Source organism: Sphingomonas adhaesiva (genome assembly GCF_002374855.1).
Classification (GTDB): domain Bacteria; phylum Pseudomonadota; class Alphaproteobacteria; order Sphingomonadales; family Sphingomonadaceae; genus Sphingomonas; species Sphingomonas adhaesiva.
Genome location: NZ_NWVC01000002.1, coordinates 11,670 through 35,276 on the forward strand (window position 1 = coordinate 11,670; position 23,607 = coordinate 35,276).

Annotated in this window: 35 protein-coding genes; 23 read left to right on the forward strand and 12 right to left on the reverse strand. The window is 69.7% G+C overall.

From position 1 onward, the window contains the following. Window positions 1-14: 14 nt before the first annotated feature. The 4 genes from COA07_RS04475 to COA07_RS04490 all read left to right on the forward strand — a co-directional run bounded on the left by COA07_RS04475 (window position 15) and on the right by COA07_RS04490 (window position 2,383). Window positions 15-818, forward strand: coding sequence for a crotonase/enoyl-CoA hydratase family protein (locus COA07_RS04475; protein WP_066709714.1), 804 nt, complete (start codon window positions 15-17; stop codon window positions 816-818). Between the two features lie 87 nt (window positions 819-905). After that, a complete protein-coding gene (locus tag COA07_RS04480) occupies window positions 906-1,214 on the forward strand; it encodes a glycine zipper 2TM domain-containing protein (protein ID WP_066709711.1) in 309 nt (102 codons plus the stop codon). Between the two features lie 75 nt (window positions 1,215-1,289). After that, window positions 1,290-1,718 carry an OsmC family protein gene (locus COA07_RS04485; RefSeq protein ID WP_066709709.1) on the forward strand — a complete coding sequence of 143 codons (429 nt, stop codon included), beginning with the start codon at window positions 1,290-1,292 and terminating at the stop codon, window positions 1,716-1,718. 98 nt (window positions 1,719-1,816) lie between these two features. Next, complete coding sequence (locus tag COA07_RS04490) at window positions 1,817-2,383, forward strand: glycine zipper 2TM domain-containing protein (RefSeq protein ID WP_066709707.1); 567 nt, start codon at window positions 1,817-1,819, stop codon at window positions 2,381-2,383. A 55-nt stretch (window positions 2,384-2,438) separates the two neighbouring features. On the opposite strand, the gene COA07_RS04495 is transcribed toward COA07_RS04490, so the two are convergent. Further along, window positions 2,439-2,660 carry a hypothetical protein gene (locus COA07_RS04495; protein ID WP_066709706.1) on the reverse strand — a complete coding sequence of 74 codons (222 nt, stop codon included), beginning with the start codon at window positions 2,658-2,660 and terminating at the stop codon, window positions 2,439-2,441. Between the two features lie 112 nt (window positions 2,661-2,772). Between COA07_RS04495 and COA07_RS04500 the strand changes: the two genes are divergently transcribed. The 4 genes from COA07_RS04500 to COA07_RS04515 are packed head-to-tail and all read left to right on the forward strand — an operon-like array spanning window position 2,773 to window position 5,556. Continuing rightward, a complete protein-coding gene (locus COA07_RS04500) occupies window positions 2,773-3,534 on the forward strand; it encodes a hypothetical protein (protein WP_096640544.1) in 762 nt (253 codons plus the stop codon). Window positions 3,535-3,553: 19 nt separating this feature from the next. Next, complete coding sequence (locus COA07_RS04505) at window positions 3,554-3,883, forward strand: DMT family transporter (RefSeq protein ID WP_066713514.1); 330 nt, start codon at window positions 3,554-3,556, stop codon at window positions 3,881-3,883. A gap of 60 nt (window positions 3,884-3,943) precedes the next feature. Then, entirely contained in the window at window positions 3,944-4,333 is a 390-nt protein-coding gene (crcB, locus tag COA07_RS04510) for a fluoride efflux transporter CrcB (RefSeq protein ID WP_066713516.1), read from the forward strand. Next, window positions 4,330-5,556 (forward strand): RluA family pseudouridine synthase, encoded by a 1,227-nt coding sequence (locus COA07_RS04515; protein ID WP_096640546.1) that lies wholly within the window; start codon window positions 4,330-4,332, stop codon window positions 5,554-5,556. Before crcB ends, COA07_RS04515 begins: the two co-directional genes overlap by 4 nt. Before the next feature lie 208 nt (window positions 5,557-5,764). Here the strand turns inward: COA07_RS04515 and COA07_RS04520 are convergent, their stop codons facing one another. After that, window positions 5,765-6,037 (reverse strand): hypothetical protein, encoded by a 273-nt coding sequence (locus tag COA07_RS04520; protein ID WP_373853904.1) that lies wholly within the window; start codon window positions 6,035-6,037, stop codon window positions 5,765-5,767. A gap of 132 nt (window positions 6,038-6,169) precedes the next feature. Here COA07_RS04520 and COA07_RS04525 point away from each other — a divergent pair, with 132 nt between their 5' ends. The 3 genes from COA07_RS04525 to COA07_RS04535 are packed head-to-tail and all read left to right on the forward strand — an operon-like array spanning window position 6,170 to window position 7,709. After that, entirely contained in the window at window positions 6,170-6,826 is a 657-nt protein-coding gene (locus COA07_RS04525) for an HAD-IA family hydrolase (RefSeq protein ID WP_066711346.1), read from the forward strand. Further along, complete coding sequence (locus COA07_RS04530; RefSeq protein ID WP_066711345.1) at window positions 6,823-7,032, forward strand: hypothetical protein; 210 nt, start codon at window positions 6,823-6,825, stop codon at window positions 7,030-7,032. The genes COA07_RS04525 and COA07_RS04530 overlap by 4 nt, the downstream gene beginning before the upstream one ends. Next, window positions 7,029-7,709 carry an ATP12 family chaperone protein gene (locus COA07_RS04535; protein WP_066711344.1) on the forward strand — a complete coding sequence of 227 codons (681 nt, stop codon included), beginning with the start codon at window positions 7,029-7,031 and terminating at the stop codon, window positions 7,707-7,709. The genes COA07_RS04530 and COA07_RS04535 overlap by 4 nt, the downstream gene beginning before the upstream one ends. Window positions 7,710-8,109: 400 nt before the next feature. On the opposite strand, the gene gmk is transcribed toward COA07_RS04535, so the two are convergent. The 4 genes from gmk to COA07_RS04555 are packed head-to-tail and all read right to left on the reverse strand — an operon-like array spanning window position 8,110 to window position 11,207. Next, complete coding sequence (gmk, locus tag COA07_RS04540) at window positions 8,110-8,769, reverse strand: guanylate kinase (protein WP_066711343.1); 660 nt, start codon at window positions 8,767-8,769, stop codon at window positions 8,110-8,112. 31 nt (window positions 8,770-8,800) lie between these two features. After that, window positions 8,801-9,631 (reverse strand): S-formylglutathione hydrolase, encoded by an 831-nt coding sequence (gene fghA, locus COA07_RS04545; RefSeq protein ID WP_066711349.1) that lies wholly within the window; start codon window positions 9,629-9,631, stop codon window positions 8,801-8,803. A 54-nt stretch (window positions 9,632-9,685) separates the two neighbouring features. Then, complete coding sequence (locus COA07_RS04550) at window positions 9,686-10,075, reverse strand: VOC family protein (protein WP_066711342.1); 390 nt, start codon at window positions 10,073-10,075, stop codon at window positions 9,686-9,688. 25 nt (window positions 10,076-10,100) lie between these two features. Continuing rightward, window positions 10,101-11,207 (reverse strand): S-(hydroxymethyl)glutathione dehydrogenase/class III alcohol dehydrogenase, encoded by a 1,107-nt coding sequence (locus COA07_RS04555; protein ID WP_066711341.1) that lies wholly within the window; start codon window positions 11,205-11,207, stop codon window positions 10,101-10,103. 82 nt (window positions 11,208-11,289) lie between these two features. On the opposite strand from COA07_RS04555, the gene COA07_RS04560 reads away from it, so the two are divergent. Further along, window positions 11,290-12,444 carry a CaiB/BaiF CoA transferase family protein gene (locus tag COA07_RS04560; protein ID WP_066711348.1) on the forward strand — a complete coding sequence of 385 codons (1,155 nt, stop codon included), beginning with the start codon at window positions 11,290-11,292 and terminating at the stop codon, window positions 12,442-12,444. A 187-nt stretch (window positions 12,445-12,631) separates the two neighbouring features. On the opposite strand, the gene COA07_RS04565 is transcribed toward COA07_RS04560, so the two are convergent. The 5 genes from COA07_RS04565 to COA07_RS04585 form a co-directional block, all read right to left on the reverse strand. After that, complete coding sequence (locus COA07_RS04565) at window positions 12,632-12,844, reverse strand: hypothetical protein (protein WP_066711340.1); 213 nt, start codon at window positions 12,842-12,844, stop codon at window positions 12,632-12,634. Then, a complete protein-coding gene (locus COA07_RS04570; RefSeq protein WP_066490238.1) occupies window positions 12,841-13,056 on the reverse strand; it encodes a hypothetical protein in 216 nt (71 codons plus the stop codon). The genes COA07_RS04565 and COA07_RS04570 overlap by 4 nt, the downstream gene beginning before the upstream one ends. Window positions 13,057-13,107: 51 nt before the next feature. Then, window positions 13,108-14,514, reverse strand: a complete 1,407-nt coding sequence (gene fumC, locus COA07_RS04575) for a class II fumarate hydratase (RefSeq protein WP_066711339.1) — start codon at window positions 14,512-14,514, stop codon at window positions 13,108-13,110. A gap of 55 nt (window positions 14,515-14,569) precedes the next feature. After that, the gene (locus tag COA07_RS04580; protein WP_066711347.1) at window positions 14,570-14,983 is read right to left on the reverse strand and encodes a GNAT family N-acetyltransferase; all 414 of its coding nucleotides are present in this window, start codon (window positions 14,981-14,983) and stop codon (window positions 14,570-14,572) included. A 314-nt stretch (window positions 14,984-15,297) separates the two neighbouring features. Beyond that, complete coding sequence (locus COA07_RS04585) at window positions 15,298-15,783, reverse strand: SspB family protein (protein WP_066712998.1); 486 nt, start codon at window positions 15,781-15,783, stop codon at window positions 15,298-15,300. Between the two features lie 77 nt (window positions 15,784-15,860). On the opposite strand from COA07_RS04585, the gene hisB reads away from it, so the two are divergent. The 10 genes from hisB to COA07_RS04635 all read left to right on the forward strand — a co-directional run bounded on the left by hisB (window position 15,861) and on the right by COA07_RS04635 (window position 22,390). Continuing rightward, complete coding sequence (gene hisB / locus COA07_RS04590; protein WP_066713008.1) at window positions 15,861-16,448, forward strand: imidazoleglycerol-phosphate dehydratase HisB; 588 nt, start codon at window positions 15,861-15,863, stop codon at window positions 16,446-16,448. Window positions 16,449-16,569: 121 nt separating this feature from the next. After that, the gene (gene hisH / locus COA07_RS04595; protein WP_066712996.1) at window positions 16,570-17,175 is read left to right on the forward strand and encodes an imidazole glycerol phosphate synthase subunit HisH; all 606 of its coding nucleotides are present in this window, start codon (window positions 16,570-16,572) and stop codon (window positions 17,173-17,175) included. Then, the gene (gene hisA / locus COA07_RS04600) at window positions 17,163-17,912 is read left to right on the forward strand and encodes a 1-(5-phosphoribosyl)-5-[(5-phosphoribosylamino)methylideneamino]imidazole-4-carboxamide isomerase (RefSeq protein ID WP_174525856.1); all 750 of its coding nucleotides are present in this window, start codon (window positions 17,163-17,165) and stop codon (window positions 17,910-17,912) included. Before hisH ends, hisA begins: the two co-directional genes overlap by 13 nt. Before the next feature lie 80 nt (window positions 17,913-17,992). Then, window positions 17,993-18,211 carry a hypothetical protein gene (locus tag COA07_RS04605; protein ID WP_373853939.1) on the forward strand — a complete coding sequence of 73 codons (219 nt, stop codon included), beginning with the start codon at window positions 17,993-17,995 and terminating at the stop codon, window positions 18,209-18,211. Between the two features lie 67 nt (window positions 18,212-18,278). After that, window positions 18,279-19,040 (forward strand): imidazole glycerol phosphate synthase subunit HisF, encoded by a 762-nt coding sequence (hisF, locus tag COA07_RS04610; protein ID WP_066713000.1) that lies wholly within the window; start codon window positions 18,279-18,281, stop codon window positions 19,038-19,040. Continuing rightward, window positions 19,037-19,606: a septal ring lytic transglycosylase RlpA family protein gene (locus COA07_RS04615; RefSeq protein ID WP_096640548.1), complete on the forward strand. Its 570-nt coding sequence runs from the start codon at window positions 19,037-19,039 to the stop codon at window positions 19,604-19,606. Before hisF ends, COA07_RS04615 begins: the two co-directional genes overlap by 4 nt. A gap of 158 nt (window positions 19,607-19,764) precedes the next feature. After that, window positions 19,765-19,947: a hypothetical protein gene (locus tag COA07_RS04620; protein WP_066711352.1), complete on the forward strand. Its 183-nt coding sequence runs from the start codon at window positions 19,765-19,767 to the stop codon at window positions 19,945-19,947. Between the two features lie 32 nt (window positions 19,948-19,979). Further along, window positions 19,980-20,336: a phosphoribosyl-ATP diphosphatase gene (locus tag COA07_RS04625; RefSeq protein ID WP_066711353.1), complete on the forward strand. Its 357-nt coding sequence runs from the start codon at window positions 19,980-19,982 to the stop codon at window positions 20,334-20,336. Between the two features lie 9 nt (window positions 20,337-20,345). Continuing rightward, window positions 20,346-20,738 carry an HIT domain-containing protein gene (locus COA07_RS04630; RefSeq protein WP_066711354.1) on the forward strand — a complete coding sequence of 131 codons (393 nt, stop codon included), beginning with the start codon at window positions 20,346-20,348 and terminating at the stop codon, window positions 20,736-20,738. A 95-nt stretch (window positions 20,739-20,833) separates the two neighbouring features. After that, a complete protein-coding gene (locus COA07_RS04635; RefSeq protein ID WP_066711355.1) occupies window positions 20,834-22,390 on the forward strand; it encodes an amino acid permease in 1,557 nt (518 codons plus the stop codon). Between the two features lie 58 nt (window positions 22,391-22,448). Here COA07_RS04635 and mscL read toward each other — a convergent pair whose 3' ends face one another. Next, window positions 22,449-22,916 (reverse strand): large conductance mechanosensitive channel protein MscL, encoded by a 468-nt coding sequence (gene mscL / locus COA07_RS04640; protein ID WP_066711356.1) that lies wholly within the window; start codon window positions 22,914-22,916, stop codon window positions 22,449-22,451. A gap of 112 nt (window positions 22,917-23,028) precedes the next feature. On the opposite strand from mscL, the gene COA07_RS04645 reads away from it, so the two are divergent. Next, complete coding sequence (locus tag COA07_RS04645) at window positions 23,029-23,607, forward strand: LemA family protein (RefSeq protein ID WP_066711357.1); 579 nt, start codon at window positions 23,029-23,031, stop codon at window positions 23,605-23,607.

Genomic DNA, 23,607 nt, shown 5'->3' on the forward strand with positions numbered 1-23,607 from the left:
GAAGAGGATCCACCATGAACGATCGCGTCTCGATCACCGTCGCCGATGGCATCGCCGACGTGCGGCTGACCCGCGCGGACAAGATGAATGCGCTCGATCCGGCGATGTTCGCCGGCCTGCGCGATGCGATCGACCGGCTGGGCACGATGCCGGAAGTGCGCGCCGTCGTGCTGTCGGGCGAGGGCCGCGCCTTCTGCGCCGGGCTGGACATGGCGTCGATGGCCGGCGGCGGTTCGGGGTTGAAGCTGTCGGAGCGCAGCCGCGGCCTGTCCAACGATGCGCAATTCGTCTGCACCGGCTGGCGCGAACTTCCGGTGCCGGTCATCGCCGCGGTGCACGGCGTCGCGATGGGCGGCGGGTTCCAGCTGCTGTCGGGCGCCGACATCCGCGTCGCGCATCCCGACACGCGCATGGCGATCCGCGAAACCTATTGGGGGCTGGTGCCCGACATGGGCGGCTTCGCGCTGTGGCGCGGCACCGTGCGCGACGATATCCTGCGCGAGCTGGTCTACACCAGCCGCGAATTTTCCGCCGCGCAGGCGCAAGGCTGGGGGCTGGTCACGCATCTGGACGACGATCCCCACGCCCGCGCCATGGCGATCGCGCGCGAGATCGCGGGGCGCAATCCCGACGCGGTGCGCGGGTGCAAGCGGCTGTTCGCCGAAATGCACGACGGCGACACGGCGTCGATCCTGCTGGCCGAAAGCGTCGAGCAGGTCGCGCTGATGGGATCGCCCAACCAGGTGGAATCGGTGCAGGCCAATATGGCCAGGCGCGCGCCGGTGTTCGTCGACGGCAACCCGCCGCCGCGAAGCTGAACGCGGCGTTGTTTCAGGTTCATGCAACCCGGCTACAAGGAACACGTTTCGACGGCATTACGAATTTCGGAACGGGAGAATTGTCACATGCGTAACCTGATGCTCGCCTTTGGCGCCGCCGCGATGGTCGCCCCCACGCTGATCGCCACCACCACCGATGCGGATGCGCGCCGCCACGCGCGCTATCGCGAATGGCGCGGTGAGGACGGCCGCCTGCGCTGCCGCAAGCCCGACGGCACCACCGGCCTGGTGGTCGGCGCCGTCGCCGGCGGCCTGCTGGGTCGCACCATCGACACGCGCGGCGACCGCACGCTCGGCACCGTTCTGGGCGGCGTCGGCGGCGCGCTGGCGGGCCGCGAGATCGAGCGCAGCAGCTCCAGCCGCCGCTGCCGTTGAGCCTTTTGCGCTGATCGACGTTGGAGGGGGCGCGGTCCGATGGGGGCCGCGCCCCTTTTCGTTTGGAGACGACACATGCCCACCCGCAGCGGATCGGCGCGCTACGAAGGCCTTGGCAAGGACGGCAAGGGCTGGGTTTCCACCCAGTCGGGCGTGCTCAAGGACCAGCAATACGGCTTCAACACCCGGTTCGAGGACGGCCCCGGCACCAATCCGGAGGAGCTGATCGCCGCCGCGCATGCCAGCTGCTTCACCATGGCGCTCAGCTTCGCGCTGGCGGGTGCGGGTTATCATGACGGCACGCTGGAGACGAACGCGAAGGTCACGATCGACAAGGATGGCGACGGCTTCACCATCACCTCCTCGAAGCTCGACCTCGACGCCAAAGTCCCCGGCATCGCCGCCGATGAGTTCGAGAGGATCGCGAACGAGGCGAAGGCCGGCTGCCCGGTGTCAAAACTGATGACCGCGGAAGTAACCCTGACCCACCGCCTGTCTGCGTAACTGCCGCATGCGTGAACGGGGCGTAGTTTTCCGTTCACGCAACCGCGCGTCGATTTCGTCGTTCTTTCCGTCACTTACTTCGATCAAGGAGAACAGTGATGCGTATCATCCTGGGTGCGGTGATGGCGGCGACGACGCTGGCCGCGGTGCCGACGACGGCAACGGCGCAAACCCCGCGGCAGGCCGATCGCGAATATCGCCGCGACGTCAACGATGCGCGCCGCGATTATCGCGACGACCTGCGCCGCGCGGATTCGCGTCGCGACGTCCGCGACGCGCGCCGCGAATATCGCGAGGACGTGCGCGACGCACGGCGCGACCGGAACGAGGCGGTGCGCGACTGGCGACGGTACAATCGCTATGATTACAACCGCTTCGAACAGGGCCAGCGGGGCTACGATCCCGCGCGCTATTATCGCGACGGCCGCTATTACCGGCAGCGTGCGTTGACCCGCAACGACCGCGTCTATCGCGGCTACAACGGGCGCTATTACTGCCGTCGTTCGGATGGGACGACCGGGCTGGTCGTCGGCGGTCTGGCCGGCGGCGCGCTGGGCAACATCATCGCGGGCGGCGGCTCGCGCCTCTTGGGCACGGTGATCGGCGCGGGCGGCGGCGCGCTGCTCGGTCAGTCGATCGACCGCGGCCAGGTCGTCTGCCGCTAAGCGCCGCTTGGCGCAGACCGAACGGCCCCGGCACCACGCCGGGGCCGTTTTCGTATCAGATGATCCCGCCGCCCAGCATCAGCCGCAGGCCGAAGATCACGATGAGGATCAGGTTCAGGTTGCGCCCGCCGTTGCGCGACGACAACGCACCGATCGCCGCGCCGACGACCGCGATCGGGATGACGAACCAGTAACCCCAGGCGAGGAACGGCAGGAACGGCACGATGCCGAGCACCAGCGCCACCAGACCGATCAGGATGGAAAGCAAGTTGAGCATGGGAGGAATATGACCCCACCCCGGGTGTATTGCAAGAGTGAGACACACAAGGGTTCGTTAACGCCGCGCGCGCCATCCCCGCCCGGCTTCTTTCCCTCGCTACGGACGGCCGATGCGACGCACGACGATCACCCCGCGCCTTGCCGGCATCGCTACCATCCTTGCCGCGACGCTGGCGCTGGCGGGGTGCGGATCGCCGAAACCCGCGGCCGGCCCCAACGTCAATGCCGTCGATGCGGCGCTGCTCGGCAATGATGCCGATCCCGCGCTGACCGCGGCGCTGCGCGACCAGATCATGGTCGATCCGATGCTGGTGCAGCAGGCGAACGACGACGCCGTCCGCCCGCCCACCATGCCCGCCGCCGGCGCGGTGCCGCCCGACGGGATCGCGCAGGCGGCGATGCCGAAGGATCCGCTTGCCGGCCAGACGCTGCGCAGCGCCCCGGCCCCGACCGCCGACTGCCCGCAATGCGCCATCGCCCGCCGCGCGCTGACGCTGGGCGCGCTGGCGCAGGGGCAAGGCGGCGCGACCGGGCAATGCGCGGCCCGCGTCGGCTATTCGGCGATCTGGGCGACGCGCCTGCCCGACAGCATCCCGCTGATCGCCGACGCCCGCGTGATCGAGGCGGCGGGCGCCGATGGCGAGGGCTGCCGCCTGCGCATCGTCACCTTCGCCAGCGCGCAGCCGATGCAGCGGCTGCTCGACTATTACTACACCCGCGCCACCGCCGCCGGCTTCCGCGCCGGGCACCAGGCACAGGGCGCAGAACATGTGCTGGCGGGTACGAAGCCGGCGGGCGGCGCCTTCCTGGCGATCATGCGCCCGCACGCCGGCGGCGGCACCGAAGTGGATCTGATGGTCGACGGCGGCTGATCCGCGCTATCGTGGCGGGATGCCGCACCTCCTCCTGTTCGCCGCGATCCTGGCCGAAGTGTTCGCCACCACCGCGCTCAAGCAATCGGACGGTTTCACCCGCCCGCTGCCCGCGCTGCTGACCGTCGCGGGCTATGCGATCGCCTTCTATTGCCTGTCGCTGGCATTGCGCACGATCCCGACCGGGGTCGCCTATGCGATCTGGTCGGGGGTCGGCATCGTGCTGGTCACCGCCGCGGCGTGGATCGTCCACGGGCAGCGGCTTGATGTGCCGACGCTGGCGGGCATGGCGCTGATCGTCGCGGGGGTGGCGGTGATGAACCTGGGGCCGCACGCCGCGGCCGCATGATCCGGACGGGGTGACGCGCGGTCAATTCCCTTCCGCGGCGAAAGCCGGTAGGGACACGCGATGTACTCCCTCCTCCTCGTCATGGCGGGCGGCGCGATCGGTTCGGGCGCCCGCTTCCTCACCGGACAGGCGACGCTGGCCGCCTTCGGCCCCGGCTGGCCGTCCGGCACGCTCACCGTCAACCTCGTCGGCAGCCTGTTGATGGGCCTGCTCGCCGGCATCCTCGCGCGCACCGGCATGGGGGGCGAGGCGTGGGGGCTGCTGCTCGGCACCGGGATGCTGGGCGGGTTCACCACCTTTTCCGCCTTCGCGCTCGACACCGTCAACATGGCGCAGCGCGGCGATGGCGTGGCGGCGCTGTCCTACGTGCTCGTCAGCGTGATCGGCGGCTTGGTCGCGCTGTTCGCCGGGATGATGGTCGTCCGCGCCGTGTCGGGGACCGGCGCATGAGCGGCGGTGACGACAACGTCCGGCAGTTCACCGTCGACAGCGACGACGACGGCATCCGCGTCGACCGCTGGTTCAAGCGGCATCTGGAGGGGACCAGCTTCACCACCGTCGCCAAATGGGCGCGCACCGGGCAATTGCGGGTGGACGGCGCGCGCGTCGGCCCCGGCGATCGGCTGCAGGCCGGACAGGTCCTGCGCGTCCCCCCGGCCGAGCCGGTCCGTACCGATGCCAGGCCGCAGCGCCAGCGCCCGCCGCTGAGCGACGACGAAGCGACCTTCGCGCGCGAGATGGTGATCCACAAGGATGCGCAGGCGCTGGTCCTCAACAAGCCCCCCGGTCTCGCGACGCAGGGCGGGACGAAGACGGTGCAGCATGTCGACGGCCTGCTCGACGCGCTGCAATATGAGGCGGAGGGGCGGCCCAAGCTGGTCCACCGCCTCGACAAGGATACGTCGGGCGCGCTGCTGGTCGCGCGTACCGCCCGCGCCGCGGCCTTCTTCGCCAAGAGCTTCTCGGGCCGTTCGGCGAAGAAGGTCTATTGGGCGCTGGTCGTCGGCGTCCCCTCGATCGACGACGGCACCATCGACCTGCCGATCGCCAAGCAGCCCGGCACCGGCGGCGAGAAGATGCACATCGACGAGGCGGAGGGCAGCCCCGCGCGCAGCCGCTATCGCGTGATCGAACGCGCCGGCAACCGCGCCGCCTGGGTCGAGCTGCAACCCTTCACCGGGCGCACCCACCAGCTGCGCGTGCACATGGCGGCGATCGGCCATCCGATCGTCGGCGACGGAAAGTACGGCGGCCCGGCGGCGTTCCTGACCGGCGGGATCAGCCGCAAGATGCACCTCCACGCGCGCAGAATCCGCGTCGACCACCCCGACGGCGGCGAGATCGACGTGACCGCCGAACTGCCGACGCATTTCGCCGAAAGCCTGGCGGGGCTGGGATTCGAGGCGATGGCCGGCGACATGATGCCGCTCGACACCTTCACCCCGCCCACGCGCGAGGAAAAGAAGGCCAAGGCGCGCGCGCATGCCAAGAGCGTGCGCAAGGAACGCCGCGGCGAACGCCGTGGCCGCGGCGGCGACGATGCGCCCCGTGGCGGCGGTGGTGGTGGTGGCAGCGGTGGCGGTGGTCGTCCGCGCACCGGCGCGCGTGCCGCCGCCGGCCCCTCGCGCGGCCCCGCCCGCCCCGCGGGTCCGCGCGGCGCGCCGAAACGCTAGGATTGAGGGGCGCCGTATACGCCCCTCGTCATCCCCGGCTTGCGAAAGTTCCCACCGCGCTCCTGCGCAGGCAGCAGCACAAGTCTACAGGCGACCCGGCCGGGGCAGACATGCGCCGTGGCTCACCGCGACCCCGCCCGCGTATGCGGCTCAGTGGATGCCGCAACCGGTCCGGCATGACGTGCACCAGCGCACGCCGCCGGCCGCGTCAGACCGCGGTCACCGCCCCGTCGATCACGCCCCAGCCGGCATAGACCGCCAGCGCGACGGCGGCGGTCGCGGTCACGCCGAACAGGACGTAGCCGACATATTCCAGCATCGGCGGATTGGGCCGCGCCAGCTTCCGGTTGCGCGACGCGCCCGACAGCACGAAGCTCAACAACATCCCATAGGTCAGCGCCACCGCCTCGATCATTCCCGCCTCGCTCGTCCCGTAAAGGTCCAGCGGCCACCCCCCAGCAGCCTCGATGTCGTTAACCATATCATGCGCGTGCTACCCATAGGTTAACGATCGCCCTGCCCCGCGCATCGCTCGCTTCATCGCCCGGCACGGCTCCGACCGGCGCGCGCGACGTTGTGGCGCGCTGCCGCGCGCTGGTCTAAGGCGCCCGCCATGCCCCTTCGTCTTGCCGTGTTCGACTGCGACGGTACCCTCGTTGACAGCCAGGCCAACATCTGCCGCGCGATGGAGGCCGCCTATGCCGGCGCGGGCCTGCCACCGCCGCCGCGCGTCGCGATCCGCGGGATCGTCGGGCTGAGCCTGGTCGAGGCGGTGGCGGTGCTCGCCCCCGACGCCCCGCCCGCGCTCCACGAACAGCTGGCGGAAGATTACAAGGCGGCGTTCCGAGCGATGCGCGCCGCGGGCGAGCTGGAGGTGGAGCCGCTGTACGACGGGCTGGTCGCCGCGCTCGATACGCTGTCCGCCGCCGGGTGGCTGCTCGGCGTGGCGACCGGCAAGTCCGACCGCGGCCTGGCACATGTCCTGGCGCACCACGGCCTGACGGGTCGGTTCGTCACGCTCCAGACCGCCGATCGCCACCCGTCGAAGCCGCACCCCTCGATGCTGCACGAAGCGATGGCGCAGGCGGGCACCGATCCCCACATGACCGCGATGATCGGCGATACCAGCTACGACATGGAAATGGCGCGCGCCGCGCGCGTCCGCGCGGTCGGCGTCACCTGGGGCTATCACGACGCGGCGCAGTTATGGGCCGCGGGCGCCGATGCGGTCATCCACGATTATGCCGACGTGCCCGGGGCGCTGGCATGAGCCGCGATCCCGCCGTCGGGCGCTGGGCGATGATGATGGCGGTGCGCGTCGCCGGCACGCTGGGCGCGATACTGGGCGTCGTTCTGCTGGGACGTGCCGAGGCGTGGGGGCCGAAGCTGCTGGGTGTCGCGATCGTCGCCAGCGCCCTGTGGGTCATCGCCACCGTGCCGCGCGCGCTGGCGCATCGCTGGCGGACGCCCGAATGAAGCGGTTCTGGACCACCGTTGCGGTCGACGCCGATCGCGTCGTCCGGCTCGACGACCGCCCGGTGCGCACCCCCGGCCGCGCGCCGCTGGCGCTGCCGACCGACGCGCTCGCCGCCGCGGTCGCCGACGAATGGCGCGCGGTCGACGAGACGATCGATCCGCGCGCGATGCCGCTGACCGGCCTCGCCAATGCCGCGATCGACCGGATCGCCGCACAACCCGCCGCCTTCGCCGACGGCCTGGCGCGCTATGGCGAAAGCGACCTGCTCTATTATCGCGCCGACTCCCCGCGCGAACTGGTCGACCGGCAGGCCGCCGCCTGGGACCCGCTGCTCGACTGGGCGCGCACGCGCTACGACGTGCATGTCGAAACCACCGCCGGGGTGATGCACCGCGCGCAGCCCCCCGCCACGCTGGCGCGACTGGCGGAGGCGGTGGCCGCGCGCGGCGCCTTCCACCTCGCCGCGCTGTCGCCGCTGGTGACGGTCACCGGCACGCTGATCGGCGCGCTGGCGCTGGCGGAGGGTGCAACCGACGCCGACACGCTCTGGGCCGCGGCGATGGTGGATGAGGACTGGCAGGCCGAACGATGGGGCCAGGACAGCCTGGCGGCACAGGCGCGCGAGGCGAAACGACGCGATTACGACGCGGGCGTGCGGTTCCTGTCGCTGCTGTGACGGGCGGAAGGAACGCGGCCACATCCCCTACCATCATGCCGGACTTGTTCCGGCATCCATGTTTCCCCACGCGCACCGGCCGCTGCGTCTGCGGCACCCTGGACCCGGGCCTTCGCCGGGGTGGCGGATAGGAAACGCCGCTCGAAAATGACTTGACCATATTCGGGGCGACGGCGCGCGCCGCCGCGGCCACATCCCCCCGTCATGCCGGACTTGTTCCGGCATCCATGTCTGCCCAAACGCGACGACCGTTGCGTCTGCGGCACCATGGCCCCCGACCTTCACCGGGGTGACGGCCATCAACCGACGTTTGAAGCGGGCGGCAACGAGTCCATGGGGACGCGCGCCATGCAGGCCACGCCGTCCCTTTCCCGCGCAAAGGGCGCAATACGCCCCCGCCCTACGCCTCGCGCGTGCGCAGCTTGCGGATGAACCCGATCAGCCCGGTCTGCCGCGACCGCTTCAGCCGCTCGGCCGCCAGGATCGTCTTCACCTTGGCATAACAGCTGTCGACATCGTCGTTGACCAGCACATAGTCATATCCGTCCCAGTGGCTGATCTCGGCATCCGCACGCGACATGCGGCGGTCGATGATTTCCTGCGCGTCGGTGGCGCGGCCTTCCAGACGGCGGCGCAGCTCCTCCATCGACGGCGGCAGGATGAACACGCGCACCACGTCGCCGCCGGCGATCTGGTGCAGCTGCTGCGCACCCTGCCAGTCGATGTCGAACAGCACGTCCTTGCCCGCCGCCAGCATCGCTTCCACCGGCGCGCGCGGCGTGCCGTACCGCTGGTCGAAGACGTGCGCCCATTCCAGGAATTCGCGCGCCTCCACCATCTCGCGGAACTTGTCGAGCGTCACGAAATGATAGTCGCGCCCGTCCTCCTCGCCCTCGCGGATCGCACGGGTGGTGGCCGACACCGACAGCGACAGCTCCGGCTCGCTGGCCAGCAGCTTGCGCGCGATCGTCGACTTGCCCGCCCCCGATGGCGAGGACAGGACGAACAGCATGCCGCGGCGCTTCATGTTGTGGGGGTCGGCGGTACGGTCGGAATCCATGGCGGCTGATGGCCCGCCGCCCCCCTTCCCGTCAAGCCGACAGGCGCGCCGCGTGCCAGTCGAGGTGATCGCCCATGAAGGTGGAGACGAAGTGATAGCTGTGGTCGTACCCCGGCTGCATCCTGAGCGTCAGGTCGATTCCCGCCGCATCGCACGCCGCCGCCAGCAGCTCGGGGCGCAGCTGCTCGGTCAGAAAGGCATCGGCATCCCCCTGATCGACCAGCAATTCCGTCACGCGCGCGCCATCCTCGATCAGCGCGACGGCATCGTGGCGCCGCTGGGCGGCGCGGTCGTCGCCCAGATAGCGGTCGAGCGCCTTGCCCCACGGCACCTGCGTCGGCGCGACGATCGGGGCGAAGGCGGACACCGCGCGAAATCGTTCTGGATGGGTCAGTCCGATCGTCAGCGCGCCGTGCCCGCCCATCGAATGGCCCATGATCGACTGGCGATCCATGTCGGCCGGAAACTGCGCCGCGATCAACGCGGGTAGCTCGTCGGTGACATAGGACCACATGCGATAGTTCGCCGCCCACGGCGCCTGCGTCGCGTCGACGTAGAAGCCCGCGCCCTTGGCGAAATCCCACGCATCCTCATCGGGCACATCGTCACCGCGCGGTGAGGTATCGGGCGCGACGAAGATCAGCCCGTGGCGCGCGCAATGCGCGCGGAACTCGCCCTTGTCGGTGACATTGGCATGGGTGCAGGTCAGCCCCGACAGATACCAGACCACCGGCAGCCGCACGCCCGGCGCATGATCGGGGACATAGACCGAGAAGGTCATGTCGGTGCCGGTCGCAGCGGAGGCGTGGCGATAGACGCCCTGCGTCCCGCCATGCGCCCTGGAGGTCGAAACGGTGTCCATCGCCATGTCCCACAGCAATGACCGCCCCGGCACCCGGCCGGGGCGGCACTTGGTTTACGCCGCGGCCGGCATCCGGTGCAGCGCGCACAGCTTGTTGCCGTCGGGATCGCGCAGATACGCCAGGTACAGGTTCATCCCCGCACCGCTGCGCACGCCGGGCGGATCCTCGATCGCGCGGCCGCCCGCGGCGACGCCGGCTTCATGCCAGGCATTGGCCTGTTCCGGCCCGTCCACCGCGAAGCCGATCGTCATGCCATTGCCCGGCGTCGCCGCCTCGCCGTCGATCGGCGGGGTGACCAGGAACAGGCTGCCGTTGTGCATGTAGATCAGCCGCCCCTTCGGATCGGTGATCCCCGGCTTGCCGCCCAGCGACGCGAACAGCGCGTCGTAGAACTTCTTCGACCGGTCCATGTCGTTCGATCCGACCATCATGTGCGAATACATATCCTGCTCCTCCTCGCTTGTTGTCTCAATACACCACGACGCTGCGGATGCTCTGGCCCGCATGCATCAGGTCGAAGCCCTTGTTGATCTCCTCCAGCGTCAGCCGGTGGGTGATCATCGGGTCGATCTGGATCAGCCCGTCCATGTACCAGTCGACGATCTTCGGCACGTCGGTGCGCCCGCGCGCACCGCCGAACGCGGTGCCCTTCCACACCCGGCCGGTGACCAGCTGGAACGGGCGGGTGCTGATCTCCTTGCCCGATTCGGCCACGCCGATCACGATCGATTCGCCCCAGCCGCGGTGCGCCGCCTCCAGCGCCTGGCGCATCACGACCGTATTGCCGGTGCAGTCGAACGTATAGTCGCCGCCGCCGTCGGTCATCGCGATCAGGTGCGGCACGATATCGCCGACGTCACGCGGGTTCACGAAGTCGGTCATGCCGAACCTGCGGCCCCATTCCTCGCGGTCGGGGTTGATGTCGACGCCGATGATGCGGTGCGCGCCGGCCATCTTCGCGCCCTGGATCACGTTCAGGCCGATCCCGCCCAGCCCGAACACGATCACCGTCGCCCCCGGCTCGACCTTGGCGGTGTTGACGACCGCGCCCACCCCGGTGGTCACGCCGCACCCGATGTAGCAGCTGGTGTCGAACGGAGCGTCGGTGCGGATCTTCGCCACCGCGATGTCGGGCAGGACGGTGAAGTTCGAGAAGGTGGAACAGCCCATATAGTGATAGATCGGCTGCCCCTTGTAGCTGAAGCGCGTGGTGCCGTCCGGCATCAGCCCCTTGCCTTGCGTCGCGCGGATCGCGGTGCACAGGTTGGTCTTCTGGCTCAGGCACGACTTACACTGGCGGCATTCGGGGGTGTACAGCGGGATGACATGGTCGCCTGGCGCCACGCTGGTCACGCCCGCGCCCACTTCACGCACGATGCCGCAGCCCTCGTGCCCCAGCACGCTGGGGAACAGCCCCTCGCTGTCCAGTCCGTCCAGCGTATAGGCGTCGGTGTGGCAGATGCCGGTCGCCATGATCTCGACCAGCACCTCGCCCGCCTTCGGGCCTTCCAGGTCGAGTTCGACGATCTCCAGCGGCTTCTTCGCCTCGAACGCAACGGCGGCGCGGGTCTTCATGCAATCGGTCTCCACGGTGGGTCGCCCGGCCTTACGGCGCGCGGCGGGTGCCATCAAGGCGCGAACCGGCTACACCCGCGCGATGACCGATACCACGCCCCCCCGACCGCTCGCTGGCGTCCGCGTCCTCGAACTCGCCCGCATCCTCGCCGGGCCATGGGCGGGGCAGCTGCTCGCCGATCTGGGCGCCGACGTCATCAAGGTGGAACGCCCTGGCGAAGGCGACGACACCCGCCACTGGGGGCCGCCGTTCCTGACCGGCGCGGACGGGGCGGACCTGTCGGCCGCCTATTACCACGCCTGCAACCGCGGCAAGCGGTCGGTCGCGGTCGACATCGCCACGCCGGAGGGGCAGGCGCGGGTGCGCGCGCTGGCGGCGGGCGCGGACGTGGTGATCGAGAATTACAAGGTCGGCGGCCTCGTCAAATACGGGCTGGACGCCGCCGCGCTGCGCGCCGCCGATCCGCGGCTGATCGTCTGCTCCGTCACCGGCTTCGGACAGGACGGCCCCTATGCGCACCGCGCCGGCTACGACTTCATCGTGCAGGGGATGGGCGGGATCATGTCGATCACCGGGGAACCGGACGGCCCGCCGCAGAAAGGCGGGGTCGCCTTCGCCGACCTGTTCACCGGCGTCTATTCGGTCGTCGCGATCCTGGCGGCGCTGCACGATCGCGCGAGGACGGGCACGGGCACGCATATCGATATGGCGCTGCTCGACACGCAGGTCGCGGTGCTCGGCAACCAGGCGCTCAACTGGATGGCCAGCGGGGTGGTGCCGGCGCGCATGGGCAACGGCCACGCCAATCTGACGCCGTACCAGAGCTTCCCGACCGCCGACGGCGACCTCATCATCGCGGTCGGCAATGACCGGCAATTCGCGAAGCTGTGCGACGTGCTGGGTGTCCCCACCATGGCAGGCGACACGCGCTTCGCCACCAATCCGGCGCGGGTGACGAACCGCGCCGCGCTGCTGCCGCTGGTCACCGCGCGCACCGTGCTGTGGCCCAGCGCCGACCTGCTCGCCGCGCTGGAGGCGGCCGGCGTGCCGGTCGGCCCGGTCAACCGCATCGACCAGGTGTTCGCCGATCCGCAGGTCATCGCACGCGGCATGCGGCTGGTTGTCGATGGACTGCCCGGTTTAGCGGCGCCGATCACTTATGACGGCATGCGCATCCGCGCCGACCGCGCCAGCCCGCGGCTGGGCGAGCATCAGGACGCGGACTGGGGGGAGTAAGCGGAAGCGCAACACCAAGACCGTCATCCCAGCGAAGGCTGGGGCCTTTCACCATCGACGACGCCCTCTCGGCAAAAGATCCCAGCCTTCGCTGGGATGACGCCCGATCCGGTGCCCGCGGAGCCGCATACGAAAACGGCCCCCAAGCTGACGCCGGGGGCCGTCTCCGCCTGACCGCGTGTCAGCGTCAAACCCGCGGCGCGACGCCCGCCTTGGCGGCCTTGCGCCGGTCATACGCCTTCTTAGCGACATAGGCGCCGCCCAGCGCCATGCCCAGCGGGCCCATGCGCGTCACCGCGCGGGTCGCCAGCGCGCCGAACAGTGCACCGCCCGCGCCGCCGCGCCCGTCGCGGCGGTCCAGTTCGCGCCCCACCAGCGCGCCGAGAATCGTGCGGATCATGCCTTCACCCTTTCCGAAATCGTGTTGCCCAGCGTTTCGATACCCTTCAGCACGCCCCAGCCAATCGCCCAGGTGGCGACCACCGGCAGCACCACCTTCAGGACGTTGGCGGTGATCGCGCCGTACAGCGCGCCGTCCGCGACGCTGTCGTCGTCGCCCGACATCGCATCGATCGCGCCGCCGATCAGCGCGCCCATCGTCGTCACACCCATTGAGGCAGGATCCTTCATCGTTACGCCCGCGCTCAATGCGGCACGCGCACGTCAGTTCCCCCGCCCCTCGTTTCCCAGCATCGCCTCCGGCCGCACCACGCGGTCGAACGTGTCGGCATCCACCAGCCCCAGCGCGATGCCCGCCTCCTTCAGCGTCAGCCCCTCGGCATGCGCGTGCTTGGCGATCTTCGCGGCATTGTCGTACCCGATCTCCGGCGCCAGCGCGGTGACCAGCATCAGCGAGCGGTCCAGCAACTCGCCGATCCGCGCCTCGTTCGCCTCCAGCCCCTCGACGCACCGCTCGGCGAAACTGTCGCACCCGGTCGCCAGCAGGTCGATCGAGCGCAGCACCGCCGCGCCGATCATCGGCTTGAACACGTTCAGCTCCAGATGCCCCTGCGCACCCCCGACGGTGATCGCGACGTGATTGCCCATCACCTGCGCGGCGACCATCGTCAGCATCTCGCACTGCGTCGGGTTGACCTTGCCCGGCATGATCGAACTGCCCGGCTCGTTGGCGGGCAGGTCCAGCTCGCCCAGCCCGCAGCGCGGCCCCGACCCCAGCAGCCGGATGTCGTTGGCGATCTTCGTACACGCCGTCGCCAGCGTGTTGAGCACGCCCGACAGGTGGACCAGCGGATCGTTGCTCGCCAGCGCCTCGAACATATTGTCCGCCGGGCTGAACGCGATCCCGGTCAGCCCGCGCACCTCGGCACAGAAATCGCGCGCGAAGCCCTTCGGCGCGTTCAGCCCGGTGCCCACCGCGGTGCCGCCCTGCGCCAGCCGGTCGGTGCCCTGCTCGACCGCCGGTTCGATCCGGCGCAGGCAGCGATGGATCTGGTGCGCATAGCCCGAAAATTCGTCGCCCAGCGTCAGCGGGGTCGCATCCTGCAGATGCGTCCGCCCGATCTTGACGATCCCCGCCCACGCGCGCGCCCTGGCATCCAGCGCGGCGTGCAGCCGCTCCGCCGCGGGGATCAGCCGCCGCCGCACCGCGATCGAACAGGCGATGTGCAGCGCGGTCGGGAAACTGTCGTTCGACGATTGCCCGCGATTGACGTCGTCATTGGGATGGACCGGCGCCTTGCCGCCGCGCGTCCCCGTCAGGATCTCGTTGGCGCGGCCAGCGATCACCTCGTTGACGTTCATGTTCGATTGCGTGCCGCTGCCGGTCTGCCAGATCACCAGCGGGAACTGGTCGTCCAGCATGCCGTCCACGACTTCCTGCGCCGCCGCCTCGATCGCATCGGCCTTGTCGGCGGGCAGGCCATGGCGCCGGTTCACCCGCGCCGCCGCCTGCTTCACGATCGCCAGCGCATGGACGATCTCGATCGGCATCCGCTCGCGCGCGCCGAACGGAAAATTCTCCAGGCTGCGTTCGGTCTGCGCCCCCCAATAGGCGCTGGCCGGCACCTCGATCGCGCCGATCGAATCGGTCTCGGTCCGCGTCTCGCTCATCGTTCGTCATCCCGTCGCTGGTTCGATGCCTCCCCGCATGAACCCGGCGGCGGCGTCAGTCGATCCGCTTCGACAGGAAATGGCGCGCCTCGCCCGGCGGATAATCGTCGATCCGCCCGAACACGGCATAGCCCAGCTTCTCGTAGAAGCCGCGCGCCTGGAAACTGTACGTGTCCAGCCACACGCCGATACACCCCAGCCGCCGCGCCTCCTCCTCCGCCGCCAGCATCAGCGCCCGCCCCTCGCCACGCCCGCGCCGCTCTGGCGGCAGTGCCAGATACTGGACGAACAGCCAGCGATAGCCGGTCGTCCCCCACAATCCGCCGACGATCGCGCCGCTGTCGTCGCGCACCGCCAGCGCCACGTCATGCCGCTCGGTCGGCCCGGCGGCGGCGTCGTTATGCGCACGCAGCGGCGCGAGGATCGCTTCGCGCACGGCGGCATCGGGGTGGGGAATGGAATCGATCATGGCGCGACTTTTGGCGGAAGCGATGCGGCGCGTCATCCCGGATTGATCGCACGCCCTGTCGGTCATGCAGGGTCCGTCATGCGGGGTCCGTCATGCCGGACCCTTCGACTTCGCTCAGGAGAGCCCTGTTCCGGCATCCACCGCGCCGCGTCCGCTTCCGCCGACGATATGGCGCGACCTGGGTATCCCGCCTCGCTGTCTCACCGCCACGTCACGGGAGTAAATCCCGTGACGTCGGACGCGCCATCAGGCGCGCCGGCCGTGCCGGGGCGTTGCTGCGCAACCGCGACACGATGATCGTGTCGCTCGCCCCGTCACTTCTTCCGCTTGAAATCCACCGCGACGACGTTCGAACCGTCCTCCACCGGTGCGGCGGGGGGCCCGTCGTTCTCGGCCGGGTCGTGCCCGCCGGGGCCGTCCTCCGGCCCTTCCTGCGCCTGGAAACGCAATTCGAAATTGACCGCCGGGTCGTGGAACCCGGTGATCGCCGAATAGGGGATCACCAGCTTCGACGGTACCTGGTTGAAGCTGAGGCCGACGGAAAAGCGCCGGTCGTCCACCGTCAGGTCCCAGAAACGGTTCTGCAGGACGATCGTCATCTCGTCCGGGAACCGCTCGATCAGGCGCGCGGCAATATCCACGCCGGGCGCCTGCGTCTTGAAGGTGATGTAGAAATGGTGCTCGCCCGGTAGCCCCCCCGATTCGGCCACCGTCCCCAGCACGCGGCCCACCACCGCGCGCAGGGCTTCCTGCACGATTTCGTCATAGGGGATCAGGCTGTCGGGCAGCATGTCGTTCATGCCCCCTTGGGTAGCGCCATGATGCGCCGGGTCAAGGTTGCTTGGACGCGCGGCATCGTTATGGGGTGCTGCCCATCATGCGCACCGCCACGATCCGCCGCGACACCAGCGAAACCAAGATCGCCGTCACCGTCAACCTCGACGGCACCGGCGCCTATGCCGTCAACACCGGCGTCGGCTTCTTCGACCATATGCTGGAACAGCTGTCGCGCCATTCGCTGATCGACATGGACGTGACGTGCGACGGCGATCTGCACATCGACCAGCACCACACCGTGGAGGATACCGCGCTGGCGCTGGGCGCCGCGATCGCGCAGGCGCTGGCCGACAAGCGCGGCATCCGCCGCTACGGCGACGCACTGTCGCCGATGGACGAAACGCTGACCCGCGTCGCGCTCGACATTTCCGGGCGCCCGTGGCTGGTGTGGAAGACCGCCTTCACCCAGACCCGGCTGGGGGAGATGGATACCGAGATGTTCCAGCATTTCTTCCACAGCTTCGCACAGGCCGCCGGGATCACGCTGCACATCGAAACGCTGTACGGCGACAACAACCACCATATCGCCGAAAGCGCGTTCAAGGGGCTGGCCCGCGCGCTGCGCCAGGCGGTGGAGATCGACCCGCGCAAGGCCGATGCGATCCCGTCGACCAAGGGGTCGCTGTGAAGGACGCGGTCGCATCCTCCCCGTCACCCCAGCGAAGGCTGGGGTCTTTCGGTGGCGCGCGGCGCGTTTCCCCCGGAGAGATCCCAGCTTTCGCTGGGATGACGCCTGCGGAACCACGCACATGACCTTGGCCCTGATCGACTATCAGGCCGGCAACCTCCACTCGGTCGAAAACGCGCTGCGCGCCGCCGGCTGCACCGATCTTCTCGTCACCGCCGACCCTGACGTGGTGGCGCGCGCCGATCGCATCGTGCTGCCCGGCGTCGGCGCGTTCGGCGCCTGCGCCGCGGCGCTGCGCGCGATCCCCGGCATGGTCGATGCGATGCGCGCGCGCGTCATGGATCACGGCACGCCGTTCCTGGGCATCTGCGTCGGGATGCAGCTGCTCGCCGAAACGGGCGAGGAACTGGGTACCCACGCCGGCCTCGGCTGGATCACCGGGACCGTGCGGCGCATCGACACTGCCGGCAGCGACGCCAAGGTGCCGCACATGGGCTGGAACGATGTCGTCCCCGTCGCCGATCACCCGCTGATCGTCGCGGGCGAGGCCTATTTCCTCCACAGCTACGCCTTCGACGGCGCGTCGGTCGTCGCCACCACCGACCATGCCGGCCCGGTGACCGCCGCGGTCGCGCGCGACACGATCGTCGGCGTGCAGTTCCACCCCGAAAAGAGCCAGCGCTACGGGCTGGCGATGCTCGAAAGGTTCCTGGCATGGAAACCGTGACCGCCCCGCTGATCGTCTTCCCCGCGATCGACCTCAAGGCCGGGCAGGTCGTGCGGCTGGCGGAGGGCGATATGGCCCGCGCCACCGTCTATGGCGACGATCCGGCGCATCAGGCGACGCTGTTCGCCGCGGCGGGCGCCGGGCACCTCCACGTCGTCGATCTGGACGGCGCGTTCGCGGGCGAAAGCGTCAATGGCGAGGCGGTGCGCGCGATCGTCGCGGCTTTCCCGGGCCATGTCCAGCTGGGCGGCGGCATCCGCACCCCCGCCAGCGTGGAAGCATGGTTCGACCTGGGCGTCGCGCGCGTCGTGATCGGCACCGCCGCGCTGGAAAACCCGCAATTCGTCCGCGACATGGCCGCCGCCTTCCCCGGCGGGATCGTCGTCGCGGTAGACGCGCGCGACGGCATGGTCGCGACCAAGGGCTGGGCCGACGTGTCGACCACCAGCGCGGTCGACCTGGCCCGCCGGTTCGAGGATGCCGGCGTGGCCGCGGTGCTGTTCACCGACGTCGGCCGCGACGGCCTGCTCAAGGGCTGCAACGTCGAGGCGACCGTCGACCTCGCCCGCGCGGTGGACATTCCGGTCATCGCCAGCGGCGGGGTGGCGGGCATCGCCGACATCCACGTCCTGGCGCTCCATGCCCGCGACGGGATCGAGGGGGTCATCACCGGCCGCGCGCTCTACGACGGGCGGCTCGATCTCGCCGCCGCGCTCAGCGTCGCCGCCGCCGCCTGACCGGCAAATGACCAACTTGTAACGCAACACGCCGCCCCGCGCGGCGTATCGTACGGCATCAACCAGTGATGGAGGATGACGTGAAGCGTTTCGCCGTTCTGATCGCGCTGCCGCTGATGGTGGCATCGACCTCGCCCGCGCTGGCCAAGGGCTGCCTGCGCGGTGCCGCCGCCGGCGCGGTCGCGGGCCATTATGTCGGCAAGGGGCACGCCGTGATGGGCGCGATGGCCGGCTGCGCCGCGATGCACCACCATTACGCCGCCAAGGCGAAGGCGCAGAAGGCCGCCGCCGCCCACTGATCGGCCCAAAGACCTGCGCGGCAGGCGATGCTTGCCCTGCCGCCCCCGCGCGGGCATGGAGCGGCCCATGACCGTCCGTGCCCGCGTGATCCCCTGCCTCGACGTCGCCGGCGGGCGCGTGGTGAAGGGCGTGAACTTCGTCGACCTGATCGATGCCGGCGATCCGGTGGAACAGGCGCGCGCCTATGACGCGGCCGGTGCCGACGAATTGTGTTTCCTGGATATCACCGCCAGCCATGAGGCGCGCGGCACGATCCTGGACGTCGTGCGGCGCACCGCGGCGGTCTGCTTCATGCCGCTGACCGTCGGCGGCGGCGTGCGCACCGCCGACGATGCGCGCGCGCTGCTGCTGGCGGGGGCGGACAAGGTCGCGGTCAATTCCGCCGCCGTCGCCCGGCCGGAGGTGGTCGCCGACATCGCCGAACGCTTCGGCAGCCAGTGCTGCGTCGCCAGCATCGACGCGCGCCGCAGCGGCGACGGGTGGGAGGTGTTCACCCATGGCGGGCGCCGCGCCACCGGGATCGACGCGGTCGCGCACGCGCTGCGTCTCGCCGAACTGGGCGCGGGCGAATTGCTGGTCACCTCGATGGATCGCGACGGCACGCGCGACGGCTACGATCTCGACCTGATCCGCGCGATCGCCGACCGCACGACCGTGCCGGTCGTCGCCTCGGGCGGGGTCGGCACGCTCGACGATCTGGTCGCCGGCGTGACGGAGGGCCATGCCTCCGCGGTGCTCGCCGCGTCGATCTTCCATTTCGGGCAGGCGACCGTCGCGGATGCCCATGCCGCGCTCGCCGCCGCGGGCGTGCCGGTGCGCGCGCATTGACCCGCGCCGCCCCGGCGCTGGCGGCGGCGCTGCTGCTGTCGGCGTGCGGCGGCGGGCGCTACGCCCCGGTCAGCGACTGGCCGGTCCGCATCGGCAAGCCCTATCAGGTGCGCGGCACCACCTACACCCCCGCCGCCGACCCGGCCTACGACATGCTCGGCTATGCCAGCTGGTACGGCAGTGAATCGGGCAAGCGTACCGCCAACGGCGAACGCTTCCGCGCAAAGGCGATCAGCGGCGCACACACCACCCTGCCGCTGCCCAGCTATGTCGAGGTGACCGCGCTCGACACCGGGCGCACCATCCTGCTGCGCGTCAACGATCGCGGGCCGTTCGCGGCGGGGCGGATCATCGACCTGTCGCGCGGCGCGGCGCAGGAACTTGGCATCCGCCCTCAGGGGCAGGTCGCGGTGCGCGTCCGCGTCGTCGACCCGCCGGAACGCGACCGCGCCCGCCTGCGCGCCGGAAAGCCCGCCGCTCCCCGCCCCGACGCCTCCCCCGCCGTCGTCGCCAACCTGCGCGCACAACTCGACACCGGCCGCCGCGCGCTGGGGCTGACGCCCTGAATATTGGGTCGTCTGGCCACTCAGCTCCGCAGCACGAACGGATGGTAAAGGAAGGGCGCCCATCCCCAAACGTCGCCCCAGCGAAGGCTGGGGCCTTCCGATGGGACGGACGCCGCCCGTAACCCCCCACTAACCATCGCCCCGCTACGCCATCACCGATGCGCAGCGCGTTCCTCACCCTCCTGCTGATCGGCCCCGCGCTGGCGCAGGGCGGGCATGACGGCCATGTCGCGCCCGCCACCGGCCCGGCGCTGTCGGATGTCGCGCTGTTCGTTATGGCCGCGCTGGCGATCTGGCTGACGCGCCGCGCGCTTCGCCGCCGCCACCATCGCAAGGATTGACCGCAGGCACGCGAGCGGGCACCCGCCGCGCCATGGCCGACGATATCCTTGATCGCCTCGCCGCCACGATCGCCGCCCGCAAGGGCGCCGACGCCGGCAGCTCCTACACCGCCTCGCTGTTCGCGCGCGGCCGCGCCCGCATCGCGCAGAAGATCGGAGAGGAAGCGACCGAAACCGTCATCGCCGCGATGGGCGAGGATCCGGCGAAGATCGTGCCGGAGGCCGCGGACCTGATCTATCACCTGTTCGTCCTGCTCGCCGACGCCGGGCTGACGCTGGACCAGGTGCGCGCCGAACTGGCGCGGCGCGAAGGGACCAGCGGCCATGACGAAAAGGCCGCGCGCACGCCCGCGGCGAACGGCCTGCCCCTCTCCTTCCGCCCCGAATGAGGTGATCCGATGAGCGTCGATGCGACCCAGCCCTATGACGACGGCAACATCTTCGCCAGGCTGCTGCGCGGCGAGATCCCGTCGCGCCGCGTCTACGAGGACGAGCATGTCGTCGTCTTCCACGACATCGCGCCCTGGGCGCCGACGCATCTGCTGGCGGTGCCGCGCGGCCGCTACGTCAGCTGGGACGATTTCTCCGCCAACGCCAGCGATACCGAAATCGCCGCCTTCACCCGCGCGATCGGCAAGGTCGCGCGCGACGCCGGGCTGGTCGAAACGGGCTACCGCCTGATCGCCAACGCCGGACGGGACAGCCACCAGGAGGTGCCGCACCTCCACGTCCACATCATGGCCGGGCGCCCGCTCGGCCCGATGCTGGTCGAAAACGACGGCCGAAAGTAACACAGGATACCGTCACGTCCGCGCAACACTATTGCGCGGGCGGGAAGTCACGCTAGGCTCCCCGCCATCACACTCCCCGGGGGGACATAGATTTCATGATTTTCGGGCGCGTCAAACCTCTTGAGGCGATTCTCGCCACCGCGGAGAAGAAATCGCTTCACCGCACGCTGGGCTGGTTCCAGCTGACCCTGTTCGGCATCGGGTGCGTCATCGGCACCGGCATCTTCGTGCTGACCGCCGCCGGCGCTCAGAAAGCGGGACCGGGGCTGATGCTGGCCTTCGCGATCGCGGGCGCGATCTGCATCGTCGCCGCGCTGTGCTACGCCGAAATCGCGGCGATGATCCCGGTCGCCGGGTCCGCCTATACCTATACCTATTCGACGATGGGCGAATTGCTCGCCTGGACGGTCGGCTGGGCGCTGATCCTCGAATATGCGGTCGCCGCCAGCGCGGTCGCGGTCGGCTGGTCGGGCTATTTCAGCGGCACGATCCTCAACCAGTTCCTGGGCATCCATCTGCCGACATGGCTGTCCGCCGCGCCGCTGGCGCTGGGCGGCGCGCCGGGCGGGCTGGTCAATCTGCCGGCGGTCGTGATCGCGCTGCTCATCACCTGGCTGCTGATGATCGGCACGACCGAAAGCGCGCGCGTCAACGCGGTGCTGGTCGCGATCAAGGTGACGGCGCTGACCGCCTTCATCGTCCTGACGCTGCCCAGCGACCAGTTCGATGCCGCGCGCTTCAACCCGTTCCTGCCCGCGGGCGTGTTCGGCGGCTTCGGCTCGGGCGTCGGCGCGGTGGGCGCGGCGGCGACGATCTTCTTCGCCTATGTCGGCTTCGACGCGGTGTCGACCGCGGCGGAGGAAACCAAGAACCCGCAGCGCAACGTGCCGATCGGGCTGATCGGGTCGCTGCTGTTCTGCACCGTCTTCTACATCCTGGTCGCCGCCGGTGCGATCGGCACGATCGGCGGACAGCCGATCATGGGGCCGAACGGCATCCCCTTCCCCGCCGGGTCGGAGGAACTGGCGCGCCAGTGCGCGCTGCCGGCCTATCGCGACGCGCTGGTCTGCTCGAACGAGGCGCTGGCGCATGTGCTGCGCGCAATCGGCTGGTCCAAGGTCGGCAACATGCTCGGCATCGCCGCCTTCCTGGCGCTGCCCTCGGTCATCCTGATCCTCATGTTCGGCCAGACGCGCATCTTCTTCGTGATGAGCCGCGACGGCCTGCTGCCGGAACGGCTGTCGACCGTCCATCCCAAGTGGAAGACGCCGCACATCGTCACCGCCGTCACGGGCGTGGGCGTGGCCTTCGCCGCCGCCTTCCTGCCGGTCGGGCAACTGGCCGATATCGCCAATGCCGGAACGCTCTACGCCTTCATGATGGTGGCGGTGGCGGTGATGATCCTGCGCCGCACCGCGCCGCATCACCCCCGCAACTTCCGCACACCGGCGCTGTTCCTGGTGGGGCCGGCGACGATCCTGGGATGCGTGTTCCTGTTCTTCAACCTGCCCACCGCCGCGATGCTGGTGCTGCCGGTGTGGGGCGCGATCGGGATGGTGATCTATTTCGGCTACAGCCGCAGCCACAGCCATGTCGGCCGCGGCATCATCGAGGTCGTCGACGACCCGTCGATGACCCCCGGCACGCATTGATCGCACCGCGATCGTCGAAAAACCGGGCCGGCGGAGCGATCCGCCGGCCCTTTTCGCGTCATGCCGCCGGGGGCGTCGCGCCGCGGTTCTTCAATTCGTCGCGGATCTCGCGCAGCAGCACCACCTCGGCCGCTTCCGCTGCCGGCTCGGCGGTGCCCGCGGCCTTCTCGCGCTCCATCGTCGCGACCAGCCTGTTCACGCTGCGCATCAGCAGGAAGACGATGAACGCCAGTATGACGAAGTTGATGACGACGGTGACGAACTCGCCATAGCCCAGCAGCGGCACGCCCGCCGCCTTCAGCTGCGCATAGCTGTCGGGCGATCCCTTGTACGTCGCCGGTATCTCGCCCAGCCGGATGAAATAGGCGGAAAAATCGAACCCGCCGAAAATGGCGCCGACCACCGGCATGATGACATCGTCGGTCAGCGATTTGGTGATCGTCGCGAACGCGCCGCCGATGATGACGCCGACCGCCAGGTCCAGCACGTTGCCGCGCGCGATGAACGCCCGGAAATCCTTGAGCATGGCCGCTCCCTTCCTCCACTGTTGCCGTGCCGAAATAAACCATCCGGCGGGCATTCACGATCCCCCGCGGGTGTCCTATATGCGTGACACAGACAGTGGAGAGCTTGTCACGATGATCCGTCGCTATGTCGCCCCCGTTGCGCTCGCGCTGCCGCTGGCCGCGTGCGGGCTGAACAGCATCCCCACCGCCGAGGAAACCGCCAAGGCGCGCTGGGCCGACGTCCAGAACGAATATCAGCGCCGCGCCGATCTGATCCCCAATCTGGTCAGCACGGTGAAGGGCTATGCCAAGCAGGAATCGGACGTGCTGACCCGCGTGACCGAGGCGCGCGCCGGCGCCACCCGCATCCAGCTGTCGGGCGACGACCTGAAGGACCCGGCCAAGGTCCAGTCGTTCGAACGCGCGCAGAATGCGGTGACGCTGTCGCTGCAGCGGCTGCAGGAAGCGTATCCGGACCTGAAGTCGAACCAGAACTTCCTGTCGTTGCAATCGCAGCTCGAAGGGACGGAGAACCGCATCACCATCGCGCGGCGCGACTACAATGGGGCGGTGCAGGCCTATAACACCCGCATCCGCACCTTCCCCGACGCGGTCGGCGCGAAGATCTTCTACGGCGCCAAGCCGATGGTCCCGTTCCAGGCCACCACGCCCGGCGCGGAAACCGCCCCGACGGTGAACTTCGGCGCCTGA